This is a genomic window from Mesorhizobium sp. EU05-FHT14A09, from assembly GCF_058790995.1.
Genome location: NZ_JBYTDF010000001.1, coordinates 1287117 through 1305006 on the forward strand (window position 1 = coordinate 1287117; position 17890 = coordinate 1305006).

16 protein-coding genes and 1 tRNA gene are annotated in these 17890 nt (G+C 62.0%); 5 read left to right on the forward strand and 12 right to left on the reverse strand.

Annotated features, from left to right (window positions below; genetic code table 11):
- Positions 1 to 23: 23 nt before the first annotated feature.
- Together AC3WTO_RS06100 and AC3WTO_RS06105 are read right to left on the reverse strand one after the other, a co-directional pair.
- On the reverse strand, positions 24 to 164 hold the full coding sequence (locus AC3WTO_RS06100; protein ID WP_129415561.1) for a DUF1127 domain-containing protein: 141 nt from the start codon (positions 162 to 164) through the stop codon (positions 24 to 26).
- A 45-nt stretch (positions 165 to 209) separates the two neighbouring features.
- Positions 210 to 350, reverse strand: a complete 141-nt coding sequence (locus tag AC3WTO_RS06105; RefSeq protein ID WP_129415560.1) for a DUF1127 domain-containing protein — start codon at positions 348 to 350, stop codon at positions 210 to 212.
- 239 nt (positions 351 to 589) lie between these two features.
- On the opposite strand from AC3WTO_RS06105, the gene AC3WTO_RS06110 reads away from it, so the two are divergent.
- Positions 590 to 1708, forward strand: coding sequence for a DUF2157 domain-containing protein (locus AC3WTO_RS06110; RefSeq protein ID WP_492459754.1), 1119 nt, complete (start codon positions 590 to 592; stop codon positions 1706 to 1708).
- Positions 1702 to 2283: a GDYXXLXY domain-containing protein gene (locus tag AC3WTO_RS06115; protein WP_492460049.1), complete on the forward strand. Its 582-nt coding sequence runs from the start codon at positions 1702 to 1704 to the stop codon at positions 2281 to 2283. The genes AC3WTO_RS06110 and AC3WTO_RS06115 overlap by 7 nt, the downstream gene beginning before the upstream one ends.
- Before the next feature lie 63 nt (positions 2284 to 2346).
- Here the strand turns inward: AC3WTO_RS06115 and AC3WTO_RS06120 are convergent.
- Positions 2347 to 2431: transfer RNA gene (locus tag AC3WTO_RS06120), tRNA-Leu, on the reverse strand.
- Between the two features lie 339 nt (positions 2432 to 2770).
- On the opposite strand from AC3WTO_RS06120, the gene tig reads away from it, so the two are divergent.
- Together tig and AC3WTO_RS06130 are read left to right on the forward strand one after the other, a co-directional pair.
- Positions 2771 to 4237 carry a trigger factor gene (gene tig / locus AC3WTO_RS06125; protein ID WP_492460050.1) on the forward strand — a complete coding sequence of 489 codons (1467 nt, stop codon included), beginning with the start codon at positions 2771 to 2773 and terminating at the stop codon, positions 4235 to 4237.
- A gap of 227 nt (positions 4238 to 4464) precedes the next feature.
- Entirely contained in the window at positions 4465 to 4989 is a 525-nt protein-coding gene (locus AC3WTO_RS06130) for a hypothetical protein (protein ID WP_492459755.1), read from the forward strand.
- A 19-nt stretch (positions 4990 to 5008) separates the two neighbouring features.
- Here AC3WTO_RS06130 and radC read toward each other — a convergent pair whose 3' ends face one another.
- The 9 genes from radC to AC3WTO_RS06175 all read right to left on the reverse strand — a co-directional run bounded on the left by radC (position 5009) and on the right by AC3WTO_RS06175 (position 16083).
- Entirely contained in the window at positions 5009 to 5758 is a 750-nt protein-coding gene (gene radC, locus AC3WTO_RS06135) for a RadC family protein (protein ID WP_492459756.1), read from the reverse strand.
- 164 nt (positions 5759 to 5922) lie between these two features.
- Entirely contained in the window at positions 5923 to 7071 is a 1149-nt protein-coding gene (locus tag AC3WTO_RS06140) for a porin (RefSeq protein ID WP_492459757.1), read from the reverse strand.
- A 105-nt stretch (positions 7072 to 7176) separates the two neighbouring features.
- A complete protein-coding gene (locus AC3WTO_RS06145) occupies positions 7177 to 8175 on the reverse strand; it encodes an ABC transporter ATP-binding protein (RefSeq protein ID WP_492459758.1) in 999 nt (332 codons plus the stop codon).
- Positions 8147 to 9121: an ABC transporter ATP-binding protein gene (locus tag AC3WTO_RS06150; RefSeq protein WP_492459759.1), complete on the reverse strand. Its 975-nt coding sequence runs from the start codon at positions 9119 to 9121 to the stop codon at positions 8147 to 8149. The genes AC3WTO_RS06145 and AC3WTO_RS06150 overlap by 29 nt, the downstream gene beginning before the upstream one ends.
- Positions 9118 to 10050 (reverse strand): ABC transporter permease, encoded by a 933-nt coding sequence (locus AC3WTO_RS06155; protein WP_492459760.1) that lies wholly within the window; start codon positions 10048 to 10050, stop codon positions 9118 to 9120. The genes AC3WTO_RS06150 and AC3WTO_RS06155 overlap by 4 nt, the downstream gene beginning before the upstream one ends.
- Positions 10043 to 11032, reverse strand: coding sequence for an ABC transporter permease (locus AC3WTO_RS06160; RefSeq protein ID WP_492459761.1), 990 nt, complete (start codon positions 11030 to 11032; stop codon positions 10043 to 10045). The genes AC3WTO_RS06155 and AC3WTO_RS06160 overlap by 8 nt, the downstream gene beginning before the upstream one ends.
- Positions 11033 to 11042: 10 nt before the next feature.
- Positions 11043 to 12641: an ABC transporter substrate-binding protein gene (locus AC3WTO_RS06165; protein ID WP_492459762.1), complete on the reverse strand. Its 1599-nt coding sequence runs from the start codon at positions 12639 to 12641 to the stop codon at positions 11043 to 11045.
- 134 nt (positions 12642 to 12775) lie between these two features.
- Positions 12776 to 14821, reverse strand: coding sequence for a S9 family peptidase (locus AC3WTO_RS06170; protein ID WP_492459763.1), 2046 nt, complete (start codon positions 14819 to 14821; stop codon positions 12776 to 12778).
- Between the two features lie 74 nt (positions 14822 to 14895).
- Positions 14896 to 16083, reverse strand: coding sequence for a M20 metallopeptidase family protein (locus AC3WTO_RS06175; protein WP_492459764.1), 1188 nt, complete (start codon positions 16081 to 16083; stop codon positions 14896 to 14898).
- Positions 16084 to 16470: 387 nt separating this feature from the next.
- Between AC3WTO_RS06175 and leuC the strand changes: the two genes are divergently transcribed.
- Entirely contained in the window at positions 16471 to 17889 is a 1419-nt protein-coding gene (gene leuC, locus AC3WTO_RS06180; RefSeq protein ID WP_492459765.1) for a 3-isopropylmalate dehydratase large subunit, read from the forward strand.
- Position 17890: the final 1 nt, after the last annotated feature.

Genomic DNA, 17890 nt, shown 5'->3' on the forward strand with positions numbered 1-17890 from the left:
GAGGTAGACCCTGGCGAAATTGCTTAGCTCGCCTTGCGAGCGGCCTGCTTGATCTCCATGCGGAACAGGCCAATGTCTTCCAGCTGGCGGTTCGACAGGCGACCCAGCTGTTCGACCGTGTCGCGATAAGCGCGCCAGTTGCGGTAGCTGCGGATCAGGTTCATCGTCGTGTCTTTCAATTCAGTTCGGGCCGGGCTCGGCCCGATTGGTTACGCAGCCTTGCGGGCCACGTAGGGGATGTCGCTGCGGCTGATGCCGATATCGCTCAGCTCACGGTTGCTCAGGCGGCTCAGCTCGGAGACGGTGTCCCGGTAGCGGCGCCAGTTGCGGTAGTTGCGGATCAGGTTCATGATACTTGCTCGTTTACGTCTTTGTTCGTTCGTTCATCTTTTCTGTACGGTGCTAAAATAGGTGGACCCATATCGATTTAAAAGTGCGATTGTCGCATGGCAGCAATGCGTTTTGTGCAATGCAACATGGCAGCCATTTCACACCGTCGTCATAAAGAAGCCAGAATCGGAAAATGACGCCCTGCCAATGATTTGCTCCGGCCGGCTGGTAATCCGACTAAATTAGTGGAGTGAGACTGTTGGCGAGCTATGCGAGCAAGGTCGGGCAGGATATCGCGCGTTGGGTCGAAAACGGCCTGATCGATGCCGGAACCGCCGAAAAACTACGCCGTGACATCGAACTGAACGCACGCCGTTCTTTTTCCTTCGGGACAATCCTTGCCATGTTGGCGGCCATCCTGCTTGGCGCCGCCATCCTCATTTTTATCGCCGCCAACTGGGAAACCATCCCGCGCATCACACGTGTGCTGGCGGTCTTTGCCGTCATAGCGGCAGGCTATGTCGGTGGTGCATGGCTGAAGTTGCGAGACCATCCTGCCTTTGCAGAGGCTGCATGGGTGGTCGCCGCGACAGCCTTTGGCGGCGCCATCGCGCTGATCGGCCAGATGTACCATTTCTCGGGCGACGAATCCGGCGCGATTCTCACATGGTGCGCCGGAACAGCACTTGCCGCGATAGCGCTGCGCTCGAATCCGCTCACCATCATGGCGGTTGCCATCGCCGATGGCTGGCTGATGATCATGCTGTTCTACGGATTCGATTTCCGCGACGGCTTCGACTTCCCCTACCTTTATGTCTTGATGGCCATCGCGCTGTTCCTGATCTCCTATTGGACACGTAGCCAGCCCGCGCGTCATCTGATCATCCTGTCACTCATTCTCTATGCGGGCTTCGTCGCCATAGCTGACGAATGGGATGCTATTGCGATCCAGTTGGCGATCGGCTCGGCCGTCGTCTTTGCTGCGGCAGTCTATGCGTCCGAGCCACTCGACGGCCTGCTGCAGCTTGGCGGGCGGCTGCCATTGCACGCCTTCCTTGGTTTCCTGATCGGCATGGCCATCCTGCAATTCAAATATGACGAGGGCGGTGGCCTCCTGCTTACTTCGGCCCTGATGCTTGGTGGCATCGTCGCCGCCATCGTGCTGGCCGGACGTGACAGTCGCGGCTTGCGCTGGCTCGCCTATATCGGTTTCGCTTATGAACTGGTGTGGATCTATCTCGTCATGATGGGGACGATGCTGGACACGGCCAGTTTCTTCCTGGCGGCGGCGGTCATCCTTGGCCTGCTCGCCTTTGTCATCATCCGTGTCGAAAAGCGCATGCGCGGGCGTATTGCGGCTGGAGGCAATGCATCGTGACCGGAAAGAAGCTCGTCATCTCCGCTGTCGTTCTGGCGCTTGTCCAGATCGGCTTCCTGAGCTGGATCATCGCGGGGCGTGCCGCCATCCTGCGCAACGGTACGGAGGTTTTGCTGAAGGTCGAGCCCGTCGATCCGCGCGACTTGCTGCGGGGCGACTATGTGCGGCTGGGCTATGAGATATCTACCATTCCGGCAAAACTCGTTGCCGATCTGGCGCCTGGCCAGACAACGACACCCGGTGGCCGCATGCTGGTTAGGCTGAAGAAGGATGTCGATGGCTACTGGCGTCCGGTCTCGGCTTTCCTCGGTACGCCGGCCAGCCCACCTGGGGCGGATGAGGCCGACATTGCCGGCATGATTTCCGGCGGCTGGTCGATCGAGGGCGATGCTACGTTGTCACCGGACTACGGCATAGAACGCTTCTACCTGCCGGAGGGCGAGGGACGGGCGATCGAGACCGATATGCGTGTCCGCCCATTCGGCGTGCGCGTCGCGCTGGCCAAGGACGGTACCCCGCAGATCAAGGCACTGGTCGACGGCGACAAGACGCTGTTCGAGGAGCCGCTCTATTAGAGAAGCGTCACATCGCGCCAATTTGCTTGTTGCGCACGTTGGGATTGTCTGGCTGGCAATGTATGGTGCGGATGAAGGGACTCGAACCCCCACGCCTTTCGGCACCGGAACCTAAATCCGGGGCGTCTACCAGTTCCGCCACATCCGCATGATGGGCCAAATCCCACGTAGCCATCATTCTGTCAATGTCGCTGGTCAAGACACAGCCTGTTGCCGGGCGCGAAGATAGTTGAAAATCGGCCCCGCCTGTGACAAAAGGCGTGTCGAATGTGACGGGATGCGACGATCCGCTTCTGCTAAATGTGATATGAAGTCGGAAAAACAAAGACTTAATCACATTTTGGGGCGTCGTTGGGAGAATTGAGCCGCCGAAGCGGTCAAGGCTCCAGCTTCCCTACCAAAAGCCACTCCCGGCAAGACTATTCCGGCAGGCTGCGAACGGCAGGTCCGTTAGCCAGTCTCATTGGTTAAGATAAAAGGTTTGATGATGCAGGTCACCGAAACGCTCAATTCCGGCCTCAAGCGCGAGATCAAGGTCGTCGTGCCCGCCGGCGACATGGAGGCCAAGCTCCTGGCCCGTCTGTCGGATGCCAAGGACAAGGTCCGCATCAATGGCTTCCGCCCGGGCAAGGTTCCGGTCCAGCACCTGCGCAAGGTCTACGGCAAGTCGTTCATGGCTGAAGTGGTCAACGAGATTCTGAACGAGTCGCGCACCATCATCACCGGCCGCGGCGAAAAGGCCGCCATGCAGCCCGAAGTCATCATGACCGAGGACGAGAAGGAAGCCGAGAAGATCCTGGCAGGCGGCAGCGATTTCGAGTTCAAGCTGAACTACGAAGTCATCCCGGCCATCGAGATCAAGGATTTCACCGACATCAAGGTGACCCGTCCGGTCTATGACGTGCCGGAATCAGAGATCGACGAACAGGTCCAGCGCGTTGCCGAATCGTCGCGCTCTTACGAGACCAAGTCGGGCAAGGCCGCCGAAGGCGACCGCGTCACCATCGACTATGTCGGCAAGATCGACGGCGAGGCTTTTGCCGGCGGCGCCGGCACCGACCAGCCTCTGGTCCTGGGCTCCAAGGAATTCATCCCGGGTTTCGAGGATCAGCTGATCGGCACGAAGGCCGGCGATGAGAAGCTAGTCACCGTCACCTTCCCGGAGAACTACCAGGCGCCGCATCTGGCCGGCAAGGAAGCGACCTTCGACGTCACGGTCAAGGAAGTTTCCGCACCGGGCAAGCTCGAAGTCAACGACGAAACCGCCAAGAACCTCGGCCTGGAGTCGCTCGAGCGCCTGCGCGAAGTCGTGAAGGGCCAGATCGAGAGCCAGTTCGGCTCGATGACGCGCCAGAAGGTCAAGCGCCAACTGCTCGACCAGCTCGACGCTTCCTACTCCTTCGAAGCGCCGTCCAAGCTCGTCGAAGCCGAGTTCACCAACATCTGGAACCAGGTCAATCGTGACCTCGAAGCTGCCGGCCGCACGTTCGCCGACGAAGAGACGACCGAGGAAGAGGCTCGCGCCGAATACACCCGCCTTGCCGAGCGCCGCGTGCGTCTCGGTCTGGTACTCGCCGAAATCGGTGAGAAGGCTGGCGTCACCGTCTCCGACGACGAGTTGCAGCGCGGCCTGTTCGAGCAGATCCGTCGCTTCCCGGGCAACCAGCAGCAGGAAGTCTACGAATTCTACCGCTCCAACCCGGATGCGCTGAACACGCTGCGCGCGCCGATGTTCGAGGAGAAGGTCGTCGACCATCTGCTCGGCCAGATCTCCGTCACCGACACGAAGGTGAGCAAGGAGGAGCTGATGGCCGAGGACGAGGAAACCGAGACCAAGGCCAAGCCTGCCAAGAAGGCGGCTGCCAAGAAAGCCGACAAGGCCGAAGAGGCTAGCGCTGAAGAGCCGAAGAAGAAGGCGGCTCCGAAGAAGAAAGCTGCCAAGGACGCCGAGTAAGCGTCAACGGCTCAGGAACCAAGGCCGCCGCAAGGCGGCCTTTTTCTTTGCGTGGTGAAAAGAGGTGACTCGTGCCGGTGCTGAGGGGCTGTGGTTGTTGTCTGCCGCCCCGGTCTGTCGATGCAGACTACTGGTGGTTCCTCAAGCTGCCACTAAATGACCACTAATCACTTGGTAAGCTGCCGTAGCGTAGCTTGCTGCAGAATCGCGTTTTCGCGGAGGGCAAATTGGCAAGGTCGGTCGTCGGACTTCGTCCGCTTGTGGGCGTGGTGTTGCTGGCGTTCGGCTGCCGCGTCGCGCTGGCGGATGATGTTGCAGATCGGTGGCGGTTCGGCTCGGCTCCCGATGGTTCGATCACCGCCTCCGTCTCCGCCGACAGCATCATTGCAATTGGAAATGGCGCGCTTGGCTATCGCCCGGTCCTGACCATCGCGTGCCGTCCGGACGGTGAGCCGCAATGGAGCGAGTGGCTGCAACTGAACGACGGGGTCGCGGTGGCCGACACCATCACTGTCGCCGTGTCGGTCGACCGAGGGGAAAACGTCAAGGAAGACTGGTCGGTCTCCAATGGGTCGCGAACATTGATACGGCCTGGCACCGATGCAGTAAGCAGGCTGGCGTCGGCCAGGCACCTCAGGCTGTCGTGGCGTTTCGGTGTGATCACCGGTCGCGCCAATGCCGATTTCTTTCTGGCGGGTGCTGCCGCCGCCATCGACCGCCTGGCGGCGGAATGCAAGATCGCAACGCCCTGACGTCCTGAAAACGCTGCGGTTAGATCAACAGCAGCCCTTTCATCGATGCATAGCCTTTCTTGCCGATGACAAGATGGTCATGAACCGTGATGCCCAGCCGCTTGCCAGCTTCGATGATCTCCTTGGTCATGTCGATGTCCGCGCGGGACGGGGTGGGGTCGCCTGACGGATGATTGTGGACGAGGATGATCGCGGTAGCCGAAAGCTCCAGCGCGCGCTTCACGACCTCGCGCGGATAGACCGGCGTGTGATCGACGGTTCCGGTCTGTTGGACTTCGTCGGCGATCAGCATGTTCTTCTTGTCGAGGAAGAGGATGCGAAACTGCTCGCGGGCTTCGAACGCCATCGCCGCGCGGCAGTAGTCCAGCAGTTGCTGCCAGGAGGATAGCGATTCACGACCGGTGATTTCACTGCGCAGCGAACGATGCGTGACAGCAGCAACGACCTTGAGGTCGAACGCAACGGATGGACCGACCCCTTTGACCTCTTGCAGCAGCGTTGCTGGAGCACCGAGTACTTCGGCCAATGTGCCGAAGCGGGCGAGCAATGCCTTCGCTATGGGTTTGGTATCCGCCCGTGGGACGAGACGAAAGAGCAGAAGTTCCAGCAATTCGTAATCGGGCAGGGCGCTGTGGCCTGCGCTGGCAAACCGTTCGCGCAGTCTTTCGCGATGACCGAGATAATGTGGCTTTTCGTCTGCGGTCTGTTTCTCGAGCGGCGCAATCGGCTGTTCAGCCAGGAATTGACGTGCGTCGTTCCCCTTGCTCATCGATCCCCCGCTTCCAGCCTGCGTTTCCGGCAATGTAGAGGGAGTTCTTTGGCTGGTATAGGGATAGAATTATCGGCGATCAGTCCAATTGCGCCCCGTATTTCGGCGCACCTGGAAAGCAGAACCCGCCATATCTCGACGGGTTCTGGAAGTTTGCGACGATGCTAGAAATCGCGCTGGAAGCGGAGCAGGCCGCCGAGGTTGTTCTTCTTGTTGGCGTTGGTCCAACTGCCGGTATAGTCGGCGGTGCCGAAATTGCCTTCGTTGACATAGTCAACCTCGGCAGTGACGGTGAAGCCCTGAACCAGTTGGTGAGCAACGTTGACCGCGACGCCAAGGTTCTTGGCGTCATCATAGGAAAGCTGCGCGTTGAACGAGGTCTTCTCGTTGAACTTGTAGGTGCCGCCACCCCAGACGGCCCAGTTGCCGCCCCACAGCTTGTAGAAGTTGCGGTCGATATGGTCATTGGTGCCGTAGCCGGCCATGATGAACAGGTCGATCTGGTCGGTCGCCTTCACGTCAAGGCGAACCTTGCCGGCCCACTCCTCGAAATTGCTGTTGTATGCAACGACACCGGTAATGCCGCCCCAGCCTTGCGTGTATTTCACACCGCCGACGATATGGGGCACATAGCTATCGATGGTGTTGTCGGCGCTGGTCCAGGTATCGCCGGCGCGTTTCCATTTCGAAAACTTGCCCGCACCCTGTTCCAGCGAGACCACCGCCGAAAAACCGTTGCCGGCATCAAAAGTGTAGCTGATCAGGTTGGTATCGAGCGCGCTGTAAGGAACCAGCGTGTCGTTGATGACGTTGCCGGCATAATCGATGAAGCTGGCGAAAGCCGTTTCACCCTTGCCGATGCGCAGGCCACCGAGCTGGACCCATGCGAAGGTCAGTGCGTAGCCGTTGCTTGTCGAGTTCGAACCGTAGTCCTGGGGGTTTCCGAAGTCGAAGCGGGTCGAGGTATAGGTCTTCAGGGTGCCGAGCTCGGTCTCCTGGCCGGTCCAGGTCCTGATCGCGAAGCGGGCGAGCTTCCACCAGGTACCTTGCTCCTTGTTATCGAGACGGTCATTGGCACGAGCGCCGTTGTACGAACCGACATCGCCCATCCCGACATCGTAGCGGATGTAGCCGCCGACCCGCAGGCAGGTCTCGGTGCCCGGGATGTAGAAGTAACCGGCGCCGTAGACGTCGCAGATCTTGACGTATTCAGCGGGTTCCGGCTCTGCGACGACGACAGCGTCGGCGGCCCGGGTGCTGGAAACTGCGAGCAAAGCTGCAGCTGAGCCGAGCAAAAGGCTCTTGATGTTCATTGTCTCCTCCAATGAAAAGTTCAGAAAAATGGGCGTGCTTTTTGCCGAGGACAGCGTTCCCAGCGCTGTCCCCTCCCTGAAAAAGCTGCGCGAGGCGCTGCTTCTTCAGATTTCTCCTGCGCGATGGCAGGCAATCAGTGCATTGGATGCGGATGGCCGTAGTGCCGGTACGGCTGTGCGGCATGGGTCCCGGGCATGAGCACACCGGCTGGCATAAGCGCAGCCGCCCTCCGGAACGGTGCCTCCGGCCGTTGTTGATGCCTCGCGACGCTGGCCCGAACCGGGAACCGCGGCCAGGAGGGCGCGGGTGTAGGGATGTCCTGGCGTGTTGAACAGGTCGCGCGTCGTCGCAACTTCCACCAGACGCCCGCGGTACAGAACGCCGACGCGGTCGCACAGATAGGCGACGACCGAAAGATCGTGCGAGATGAACAGCATCGACAGCCGGCGGCGCGCCTTGATGTCCTGCAGCAGCGCCAGGATCTGGGCCTGTACCGAGACATCGAGAGCGGACACAGGCTCATCCGCCACCAGCAGGTCAGGTTCCAGCGCGATGGCGCGGGCGATGCCGATGCGTTGACGCTGACCGCCCGAGAATTGGTGGGGATGGCGGTCGGCGACGACCGGATCCAGTCCGACCGCCTGCAGCAGAGCTGTCACCCGGTCGCGCAGTTCCGCCGCTGACAGATTGAGATGCGTGCGCAGGGGTTCGGCGACGATGTCGGCGATACGCCAGCGCGGATCCAGTGATGCATAGGGGCTCTGAAACACCATCTGCACCCGCTTTCGAGCGCGCCGAAATTCGTCGCCGGACAACGCAAGCCAATCCTTGCCGTCGAAGCGGATGCTGCCGGCCGTCGGGCGGATCAGCCTGGCGATCATACGGCCGATCGTGGATTTGCCGCTGCCGCTTTCGCCGACGAGGCCGAAGGTTTCCTGATGGCCGATGGCGAAGCTGACATTATCAACCGCACGCATCACGCCCGCATGGCCGAACCAACGGCCGGGCAGGGCATAGTGCTTCTCGAGTCCCTCGATGGAAATGAGAGCGGCGGGCGCCGCGGCTTGGGCTTGATCAGGCCGCGAGGGGACAGGCGACAGCATGGCGTGGCTCCTCCCGAATTGGGGACAAGGTGGGAATGGCGTCGCGGCAGGTTGCGACGGCGTGGCGACAACGCGGATGGAACGGGCAGCCGGCCGGCGGACGCGCCAGGTCGGGAACCGTACCCGGGATCGGGCTGACCACCTGGTCTGGCGCGATAATCGATGGACGCGATGCGATCAGACCCGCGGTATAGGGATGCCGGGGCCGTGCCAGTACTTCTTCGGCCGGACCGCTCTCGACCACCCGCCCTGCATACATCACGGCGACGTCGTCACAGGTCTCGGCGATGACGCCGAGGTCATGGCTGACGAGGATGACAGCGGTGCCGTGCTCGGCCTGCAGACCGCGGAGGAGGTCGAGGATTTGGGCCTGGACTGTGACATCCAGCGCGGTCGTCGGTTCGTCGGCAACGATGAGGGCCGGCTCCAGCGCGAGAGCACAGGCGATGACCACGCGCTGGCGCATGCCGCCCGACAATTCGTGCGGATAGGCCCGGCGCCGCCTGTCCGCATCGACGATGCCGACACGTTCGAGAAGCGCTGTGACGCGGGCTTGCACCTCGCGCCGCCGCATCTGCGGCCGATGCCATCGGAACAGCTCGGCGATCTGGTCGCCGATGGTGAGAACTGGATTAAGGGTCGCGGTTGGATCCTGGAAGATCATCGACAGCCGGTCGCCACGCAGTTTTCGCATCTCTTGCTCGGGGAGGCCGATCAGGCTTCTGTCCTCGAAGCGGATGTCTCCGCCAGCGATGCGCCCCGGCGGCTGGATCAAACCCATCAGCGCCTGGCCGACTGTCGACTTGCCGCAACCGCTTTCGCCGACCAGCCCCAGGATGCGGTTACGGTCGAGCGTCAGCGATACGCCGGCAACCGCCTGAACCGGTCCACGCGGCGACGCGTACTCCACGCGCAGGTCCTGGATGTGAAGCAGAGGTGCGCTCATCGTTCTGCCCTCGGATCGATGAAGTCGCGCAGGAAGTCGCCGAACAGGTTGATGCCCACCGAAGTCATCAGGATCACGAGGCCGGGGCCTAGCACCATCCATGGCGCATCGTAGAGGAAGTCGCGGCCTTCGGAGATCATCTTGCCCCAGGAAGGGGTTGGCGGTTGTACGCCGAGGCCGAGGAAGCTGAGGGCTGCTTCGGCGATGATCACCAGCGCCACCTCCAGCGTGGCCAGGACCAAAACCGATGGGATCACGTTCGGCACGACATGGCCCAGCACGATGCGCCAGCCCGGCACGCCGATCGACCGAGCGGCCTCGACGAACTCCATCTTCTCGATGCGCAGCGCCTCGCCCCGCACCACGCGGGCGTAGTTGACCCACAGGGCAATCGACAGCGCCAGCACCATGGTCCAGAAGCCGGGGCCCAGGATCGCCATGATCATCAGGGCGAGAAGCAGGAAGGGAAAGGCGAGCAGGAAATCGGCCAGTCGCATGATGATGTTGTCGACGATGCCGCCGGCATAGCCGGCCACGGCACCAAGCAGGGAACCGATCGTGGCGGCCAGTGCGACGACGACGACAGCGACCGCTATCGAGGTACGGGCGCCGACAAGGATCCGGCTGAAGATGTCCCGACCCAGATTGTCGCCACCCAGGATGTGCTCCCAGCTGCCGCCCGTCGCCCAGGCCGGCGGCAGGAAACGCCACCCCAGGACCTGTTGGGCGGGGTCGTGCGGCGCGAGGACCGGGGCAGCGGCGGCGCAGGCCAGGACCAGGCCGACCAGCAGCAGCCCGGCCAGTCCTTTCGGACTGCGGCGGAGCGCCTTGAGGAACCGTCCCCTTGCGACGTCGGGTGCTGACTCCGTCGGCAACCCGGCTGCCGTGGCCTGAGTCCCCACAGCTTGAGGCAAAATGCTGTCAGCCATGGCGCATCCGTGGGTCTATGACGTGGTAGAGAAGGTCGACGATGAGGTTCATGGCCACGAACAGCACCGCCGTGATGAGCACGGTCGCCTGCACCAAAGGATAGTCGCGGGTGGTGATGGCTTGCACCGACAGCCGGCCGATACCCGGCCAGGCGAATACTGTTTCGGCGACGATGGCACCTGACAGCAAATTGCCCAATTGCAGGCCGATCATCGTGATCACCGGGATGATGGCATTGCGCAAGGCATGCCGCAGCACTACCGTACGCGGCGGTACCCCTTTGGCGCGGGCGAACTGGACATAGTCCTGTCGGATCGTCTCGATCATCGCCGAGCGGATCAGTCGGGCATTCACCGCCATCAGGCCGAAGGCCAGCGAGACCGAGGGCAGGAGGAAGTAGCGTGCCTTCTGCCACAGGATGTCGAAGCGACCCTCGACGATTGCCCTTGGTAGCGCGGCGATCACCGATCCCTTGTAGCCGGAGGCCGGCAGCCAGCCGAGCTGCACTGAAAACAGGAGGATCAGCAGGACACCAAGCAGGAAGGATGGAGTGGAGACGCCGAGGACGGCGACGACGGTGCCAGCCGTATCGACCGGGCTATCCCGGCGAAGCGCGGTCACCACGCCGATCGGGACCGCGACCAGCAACGCCAGCACCATTGACCACAGCGTCAGCTCTGCCGTTGCCGGCAGCCGCTCCAGGATCAGCTGCGCTGTGGGGACGCGCTGGCGCAGCGAGATGCCCAGGTCGCCCTGCAACGCATTGCCAAGATAGGAGACGTATTGATCCATCATCGACCGGTCGAGACCGAGTTGGTTGCGCAGCCGTGCCTTGTCGGCCTCGGTCATGCCGGGATTACCCGCCGCCATCACGTCGACCGGGTCGCCCGGCACCAGCTTGGTCATCGCCGACACCACAAAGGCGATGCCCGCAATGATGATCAAAGCGTAGCCGATCCGCTTGATGATGAGGGGCAGCACCAGCCGTTCCTCAGCTCTCGATCCAGGCGCTGCTGACGGAGATGTCGCCGTCGCTGCGCAAGGCTGCGTCCCTGACTGCGGACGACAGGGCGGCGAAGTTCAATGGTTCGAACAGGGGAGCCCAATAGGCCTGGCGCATGATCAGCGCCTGTGCGTCGTCCAGAAGCGTCTGGCGCCCGGCTGGATCGAACGCCACCCGTTGCGCCTCGAGCAGCCTGTCCAGCGCCGGGTCCTTGTGGAAGCTGCGGTTGTATGACCCTTGGCTGTGCAGCGCCGCGTAGAGGATATCGGCATCATTGTATTCGTATGCCATGAAGAAGATGTGGTGCTCGCCCTTGCTGGACAGCGAAGCCCATTCGGCAACCGGAAGTGACTGGATCTCAAGCTCGATCCCGATATCGCGCAATTCGGTCTGCACGATCTCGGCCGTCCGGCGGACTGGCGGCATATCGGAGGTGATCATGCGCAGCTTCAGTCCTGCCTGCTGGCCAGCTTCGGCCAGCAGCGCCTTGGCCTTGGCCGGATCGTAGGCATAGTCCAGTGTCTCGACTGCCTTTGAGTAGCCTGGGATGGTCGTGGGCAGGGGGCCGTGCGCAATCTGCCCGTTGCCGTCGAGGGCGAAAGCCAGCACCTTTTCGCGATCGATTGCGTGGCTAACGGCCTGGCGCATGCGAATGTCGTCGAACGGCGGCTTGCTCATGTTGAAGACGAGCGCGCGCAACCCTTGCCTCGCTCGCGACAGAAGCTGGATTTCGGTATTCTGGCGCAGCCGGCGGACAGCGTCGACGGGTACGGCCTGGCCGGTGGCCAGCACATCGATCTCACCCGTTTCCAGGGCCGCGATGCGGGTCGAATCCTCCGGGAAGTACAGGAATTGCACTTCGTCCGGTGCCCCCACCGGGCCGCATTTGTAGTCGTCGAACCGCACCAGCTTGATGCCGGTATCGGGCGCCCAGCCCGCGAAACGGAAGGGCCCGCAGCCGACGGGATTGCGGCCGAACTGATCGCCAAGCGCTTCGATCGATTTGCGCGGCAGGATCGCGGCCGCCGGGCTCGACAGGCCGATCCACAGCGGCACGAAAGGTTCCTTGAACCGGTAGGCGACGGTCAACCGGTCGATCACCTCGGCCTTGTCGAACGGGCCAAGCAGATAGGCTGATGGCGATGCCGTTGCCGGGTCCATGATCCGTTGTGTGGTCCACACGCAGGCTTCGGCGTCGACAGGGCTGCCGTCGTGGAACGTCACACCATCGCGCAGGTGGAATACGATGGTCTTGTTATTGTCCGTTACGTCCCACCGTTCGGCCAGCCCGGGCACGACATTTCCGTCGGTGTCGAGACGTGCCAGCGGCTCATAGATCCAGTTGTTGGTCTGGTCCGAGACGGCGACGAGCGTCTTTTGTGGATCCAGGCTGTCCGGTTCCTGATCACGACCGATGCGCAACGTTCCACCGCGACCCTCGGCGAACGCTGCGCCGTCCGGCAGAACCATTGCCGCAGCCAGCGCGGCGAAGCCGCCGAGTACCGCTCGGCGGCTCAGCACGCTCTGCCGTGCGCGGGCATAGGTCAACTCCAGGAATTCTTGTGGATCCAGATGATCGAGCGACATGGCTTGTTCCCCTTTTTGACGGCTCTGTTTGAACCGATCCCGCGGCATTGCCGCAGGCCCGGCTTGGCCTTGTTGTTAAACGCCGCAATCGAGAGAGCGGCTTCCTCCCGCGGCTCTCTCGGTCGAGACCGTGATCATGCCGACTTGGCCAGGGTCACCTGTGCATATCGCTCGAACCAATCTCCGATCCGCTCGGCGAAATCGAGATATTGGCTGGGATGGCGCTCGAGCCCGTGATTGTTGTCGGGATAGCTGACCAGCGCGGCTTCGACACCGCACATCTTCAATGCGGTGAAGTACATTTCTGATTGCGTGATCGGTGTGCGCCAGTCGCGTTCGCCGCACAGGACGATCGTCGGTGTGCGGACGTTGCCGACCAGGGCCAGCGGCGAATGGCGCCAGTACACTTCCTGCTTGCCTGCATCCCAGGGCGGCCCCGAGCGCCAGCGATAGGCGAAGTAGTCCGGTCGATCCTGGAGCAGCGTCTGGCTGACCCAGTCGACGACCCCATAGACGACGGCCGCTGCCGCGAAGCGATGGGTGTGGCCGATAAGCCATGCCGTCAGCACGCCCCCCGCGGATTCTCCCGCGACATAGACGCGTTCGGGGTCGATGCCGCCACGCTTGACCACCAGGTCGACGGCATCGGCGATCATCAGATCGTCGGCTCCAGGGAAATCGTGCTCCAGATGATCGGTGAAGGTTTCACCATAGCCGAGCGATCCGCGAGGGTTCATCATCAGCACGGCGTAGCCGCGCGCCGCCCATAGCTGCGGTATGGCCGCGAAATGTGGCCCCCAGCTCAGATAGGGGCCGCCATGAAGCCACAGGAGCAGAGGGAGCGGCTTGTCGGCGGGAGCGTCGGCCGGCCGGACAAGCCAGGCTTGCATGGGTTGCCTGGTTGCCAGCCACATCGGCTCGATCGGCGCGACGGTTATGTCCGCCATCCAGTCGCTTTCACGCGTCACCTCCTGGCATCGTGTGCCGTCAGGGGACAGGATTGCGACTTCGTCTGTCCGTGTCGAACTGCCGCGCAATATCGCGATCTCGCCCTCGCGTGAGACCGAAACGAACTTGCTCCACAGCACATATCCAGATGCCGCCGAGCCTCCGACCTCTCGCGACAGGACCGTCCATTGCCCTTCGAGGTCGACCTTCTGCAGGGTTCCGGTGCCTTCGTGTGGGACGAGGGCAAGCAATCCCGAACTGTCGGGCAGCCAAAGCAGTTCCTGATGGACTTCCAGTTCGTCGGGATGGTTCAATGTGCGGAGATTGTCGCCCGACCGGCTCATGACATGGACGACATTCGTGCGGAAGCTCTTCTGTGGGCCACGCGAACCGACGAACGCGATCCATTCGCCATCGGGTGAGACAGATGCATGAGCAATCGTTCCGCCGAAACGGGTCAGGCGGGTGACGGTCCCATCCGCAATGGAAAAGCTGTAGACATCCGCCGCCACGGCGTGAACCGGGTCGACGGGGCCAGGTGGCGTCGGGTCGCGCAGCATCGACATCAGCAGGCTGCGGCTGTCCGGAGACCAGGAGATGTGCCCGGCAAGCTTCAGTTTTGTGATCAACGCCAGCGGGCCACCATGTTCGAACGGATCGAAGGTCAGCTGCCGGATCGTGGCCGTCGCGACATCGAGCAGGAATATCTGGTGGTGCCCTTCGGGCAGCAGTTCGGCATCCACGCCCTCTATCCGACGCAGCAGCTTTTCCGTGTATTGACCGGGCCGCGCCCAGTGTTCCGTACGAAGTGCATGCCAGGCCGGTGCCGCCTGGCTGTTCGGCTGGTCAGGCCGTAGCAGTTGCGCCCGCATGACAAAGGCGATTGTTCGACCATCGGGAGACCAGGCCAGGCCTTCGGGTGTCGACGACAGGTTGGCGATCGCCGTGGTTTCGTCGGTTGCTGCGGACCACAGGCGGATTTCATTCGTTTCGTCGCCGGCGTTCACAAAGGCGAGGCGGTCCGATTCCGGCGACCAGCGTGGCTGGAACCCATGGCCAAGATCCCGAGCCTGGCCGGACGTGCGTTCGATGATCTGCACGTCCGAAGCCCAGTCATCGCGGAGGACATCCGGTCGGTCGCGCACATAGGCAACATAGCGCCCATCTGGTGAAATCTGCGGGTCTGACGGCAGACGCAGTCGGAAATAGTCTTGTGGCTCAAGAACCGACACGTGAGAGATCCTCCATTGGATTGGCTGGTGCGCCCGCGAAGGGAACTTTGCTGACCCTATGCACGAAGGTGCAGTCATCCGTCCCGGGAACGGGCACCAAGGCCGAGGCGCCGATGGGCAATTCCTGCGAACATGCCTGCGGCGACCGGTAGAATGTCGTCTTTGAAATCGTAGAGGGGATGGTGGAGATAGGCGCTGTCTTCGCCATTGCCGACGAAGAAGAAGCAGCCGGGAACCTTCTCGAGGTAGAAGGCGAAGTCTTCGGCCCCCATAGTGGGAAGCTGGTGGACATATCCCGCATTGTCTGGACCGACGACATCGGCAGCGACAGCCACGGTGAACTCGGTTTCGGCGTCATGATTGACGACGGGTGGAATGCGCAGGATACGCGTCAACTCTACCTCGGCGCCGTGGGCGTGGCAGATGCTTGTGATCAAACGGCGGAGTTCGCGGTCTATCAGTGCGCCGGTTTCGGGACTGGCATCGCGGGTGTTGATCGTCATGGAAGCGCGGCCCGGAATGACGTTATGGGCGTTGCCGCCATGGAACTGCGTGACGCTGACCACTCCCGATTCCAGTGGAGAAAGGCGTCTCGACACCACGCTTTGCATGGAATGGATCAGGCTTGCGCCCACGAATATCGGGTCGACCGCCAGATCGGGGCGGGAAGAGTGGCCGCCATTGCCTATGATGGTGACATCGTAGACCGACGTGCCGCCCATGGCCGGGCCTGCCTTGGCGAAAACCCGGCCTAGCCGATAGCCTGGGCGGTTGTGGAAGCCGTAAATGGCGTCGACCCCCGCGAGTGCGCCTTCCTCGATCATGCGAGCAGCGCCTGTGCCGCCTTCCTCGGCGGGCTGAAACAGGAGTTTGATGCGCCCGCCCAGTTGTTCGCTTTCCGCAGCAAGCTTCGCCGCCGCAAGCAGCAGCGAAGCCGTATGTCCGTCATGGCCGCACGCATGCATCTTGCCCGGCACGGTGGAAGCGTAGCTCAGACCGGTCTCTTCCTGGATCGGCAGGCCGTCCATGTCGGCGCGAAAACAGAGGGTTGGACCTGGCCGTCCGGTATCGAGAACGCCAATCACGCCAGTGTCCGCAATACCCTGCTTGGTCTCGTAGCCATGCCGGACGAGGAAACTGGCGACAAGGTCGGACGTTTCCCTTTCCTCGAATTTCAGTTCGGGTCTGCTGTGCAGGTGACGGCGGATGGAAGTTGCTTCTTCCACGGCCAATGACGGGAAGGTGGTTAAGGAAGCCAGCATCATTCCCCGCAATACCGGCTGCGTTCGATCGCATTCCGATCAGCGTAGATGACATGGCCGCCAAGGAAGCCCGCAATCCGATGCATGTTTGTCTCCCCCGGTCGTTGCTGCGTTCGCCCGGCAAGACCTTGCTCGACAGACGAAAGTTTCCCCTGCGTTGTTCGCGTCTCGGCTTCTCTTGCTGAATGCCGCCGATGGACCGTCGACAACGATGCCGCTTTTTGCGCTCATTGGCCGACAGCACATCGGCTGACCGGCAAAGCCACCCTAGTAATTCGGCAGGCTCGACGGCCAGCAGGATTTACCGATCAATCGATGCAAGTTTTGCATGGGACCGCTCGCGTTCGCCGACGCTAACCTTTCTGTCACAGGCCGGAGGTTGAGGCAGTGGGCAGGGCTCGAACGCTTTACGATAAACTCGTCGATCGTCACACGGTGAGAAAGCTCGACGAACAGGGTCGGCAGGTCGTGCTCTATGTCGATCGCACCGTCCTGAACGAATACACATCGCCGCAGGCTTTCACCGCTCTGCGTTTGGCCAAGCGTTCCGTCTGGCGCCCTGGCGCGGCTCTCGGCGTTGTCGATCACGTCAATCCGACCGTCGTCGGACGCATTGCCATGCCGGAAGATGCCGCAAAACAGACCGCATACTTCGCCGAGAACTGTCGCGATTTCGGCATCGAGATTTTCGACATGAAGCATGCCATGCAAGGCATCGAGCATGTGGTGATGCCGGAGATAGGCCTGGTGTTGCCAGGTATGGTGATTGCTGCAGGTGACAGCCACACCACCACTTATGGCGCGTTTGGTTCCCTCGGCTTTGGCATCGGCACATCCGATATCGAACACTACCTCGCAACGCAGACGCTGATCTACAAAAGGCTCGCATCGATGCGTGTCACGCTGGAGGGGCATCTGCCGCCAGGCGTGCGCTCGAAGGATGTCGTCATGGCGTTGATCGAGAAGATCGGTGCTTCGGGCGCGACAGGTTATGCGATCGAGTTTCAGGGGGGCGGCATCCGTGCGCTCAGTATCGAGGCGCGCATGACATTGTGCAACATGGCTGTCGAGTGCGGTGCACGCGGTGCGCTGATCGCGCCCGACGAAAAGGTCATGGACTATCTCTCGCAAACGCCTCGGGCTCCCAAGGGCGAGCTTTGGCGACTGGCAGTCGATAGCTGGACATCCTTGCAAACGGATCAGGATGCGGCTTTCGACAGCGAAGTCGTTCTGACCGCTGGCGAAATCGCCCCCATGGTAACCTGGGGGACGAGCCCGGATCAGGCAGTCAAGATCACCGAGCGCATACCAGACCCCCGTCAGCAGCCGGATCCCGTACGCCGGCAAGCCATCGAGCGCGCTTTGGCCTACATGGACCTCAGACCCGGCCAGCCTGTGGATTCGATCGAGATCCAGGCAGCGTTCATCGGCTCCTGCACCAATGCGCGCATCGAAGATCTGCGCGACGCGGCGCGAATTCTCGAAGGGCGGCAAATCGCGCCGGGGGTGAGGGCGATCGTTGTTCCCGGCTCCATGTCGGTGAGGCGCCAGGCGGAAGCCGAAGGCCTGGATCGCATTTTCACCTCGGCTGGCTTTGAATGGCGGCAATCGGGTTGCTCGATGTGCCTGGCCATGAACGACGACATCCTCGCGCGGGCAGAGCGGTGTGCGTCCAGCACCAATCGAAACTTCGAGGATCGTCAGGGCGCAGGCGGACGCACGCATCTGATGAGCCCGGCAATGGTGGCGGCATCGGCCGTGGCTGGTCGCCTGGCGGATGTTCGTCAAATCACGGGTGATCGCTAGA

Bases quoted from the DNA above. Each gene is read 5' to 3' on its own strand.
- AC3WTO_RS06155 (WP_492459760.1), bottom strand. From the start codon at position 10,050: ATGGCTGACAGCATTTTGCCTCAAGCTGTGGGGACTCAGGCCACGGCA.
- AC3WTO_RS06150 (WP_492459759.1), bottom strand. From the start codon at position 9,121: ATGAGCGCACCTCTGCTTCACATCCAGGACCTGCGCGTGGAGTACGCG.
- AC3WTO_RS06100 (WP_129415561.1), bottom strand. From the start codon at position 164: ATGAACCTGATCCGCAGCTACCGCAACTGGCGCGCTTATCGCGACACG.
- AC3WTO_RS06145 (WP_492459758.1), bottom strand. From the start codon at position 8,175: ATGCTGTCGCCTGTCCCCTCGCGGCCTGATCAAGCCCAAGCCGCGGCG.
- radC (WP_492459756.1), bottom strand. From the start codon at position 5,758: ATGAGCAAGGGGAACGACGCACGTCAATTCCTGGCTGAACAGCCGATT.
- AC3WTO_RS06165 (WP_492459762.1), bottom strand. From the start codon at position 12,641: ATGTCGCTCGATCATCTGGATCCACAAGAATTCCTGGAGTTGACCTAT.
- AC3WTO_RS06140 (WP_492459757.1), bottom strand. From the start codon at position 7,071: ATGAACATCAAGAGCCTTTTGCTCGGCTCAGCTGCAGCTTTGCTCGCA.
- tig (WP_492460050.1), top strand. From the start codon at position 2,771: ATGCAGGTCACCGAAACGCTCAATTCCGGCCTCAAGCGCGAGATCAAG.
- AC3WTO_RS06105 (WP_129415560.1), bottom strand. From the start codon at position 350: ATGAACCTGATCCGCAACTACCGCAACTGGCGCCGCTACCGGGACACC.
- AC3WTO_RS06175 (WP_492459764.1), bottom strand. From the start codon at position 16,083: ATGCTGGCTTCCTTAACCACCTTCCCGTCATTGGCCGTGGAAGAAGCA.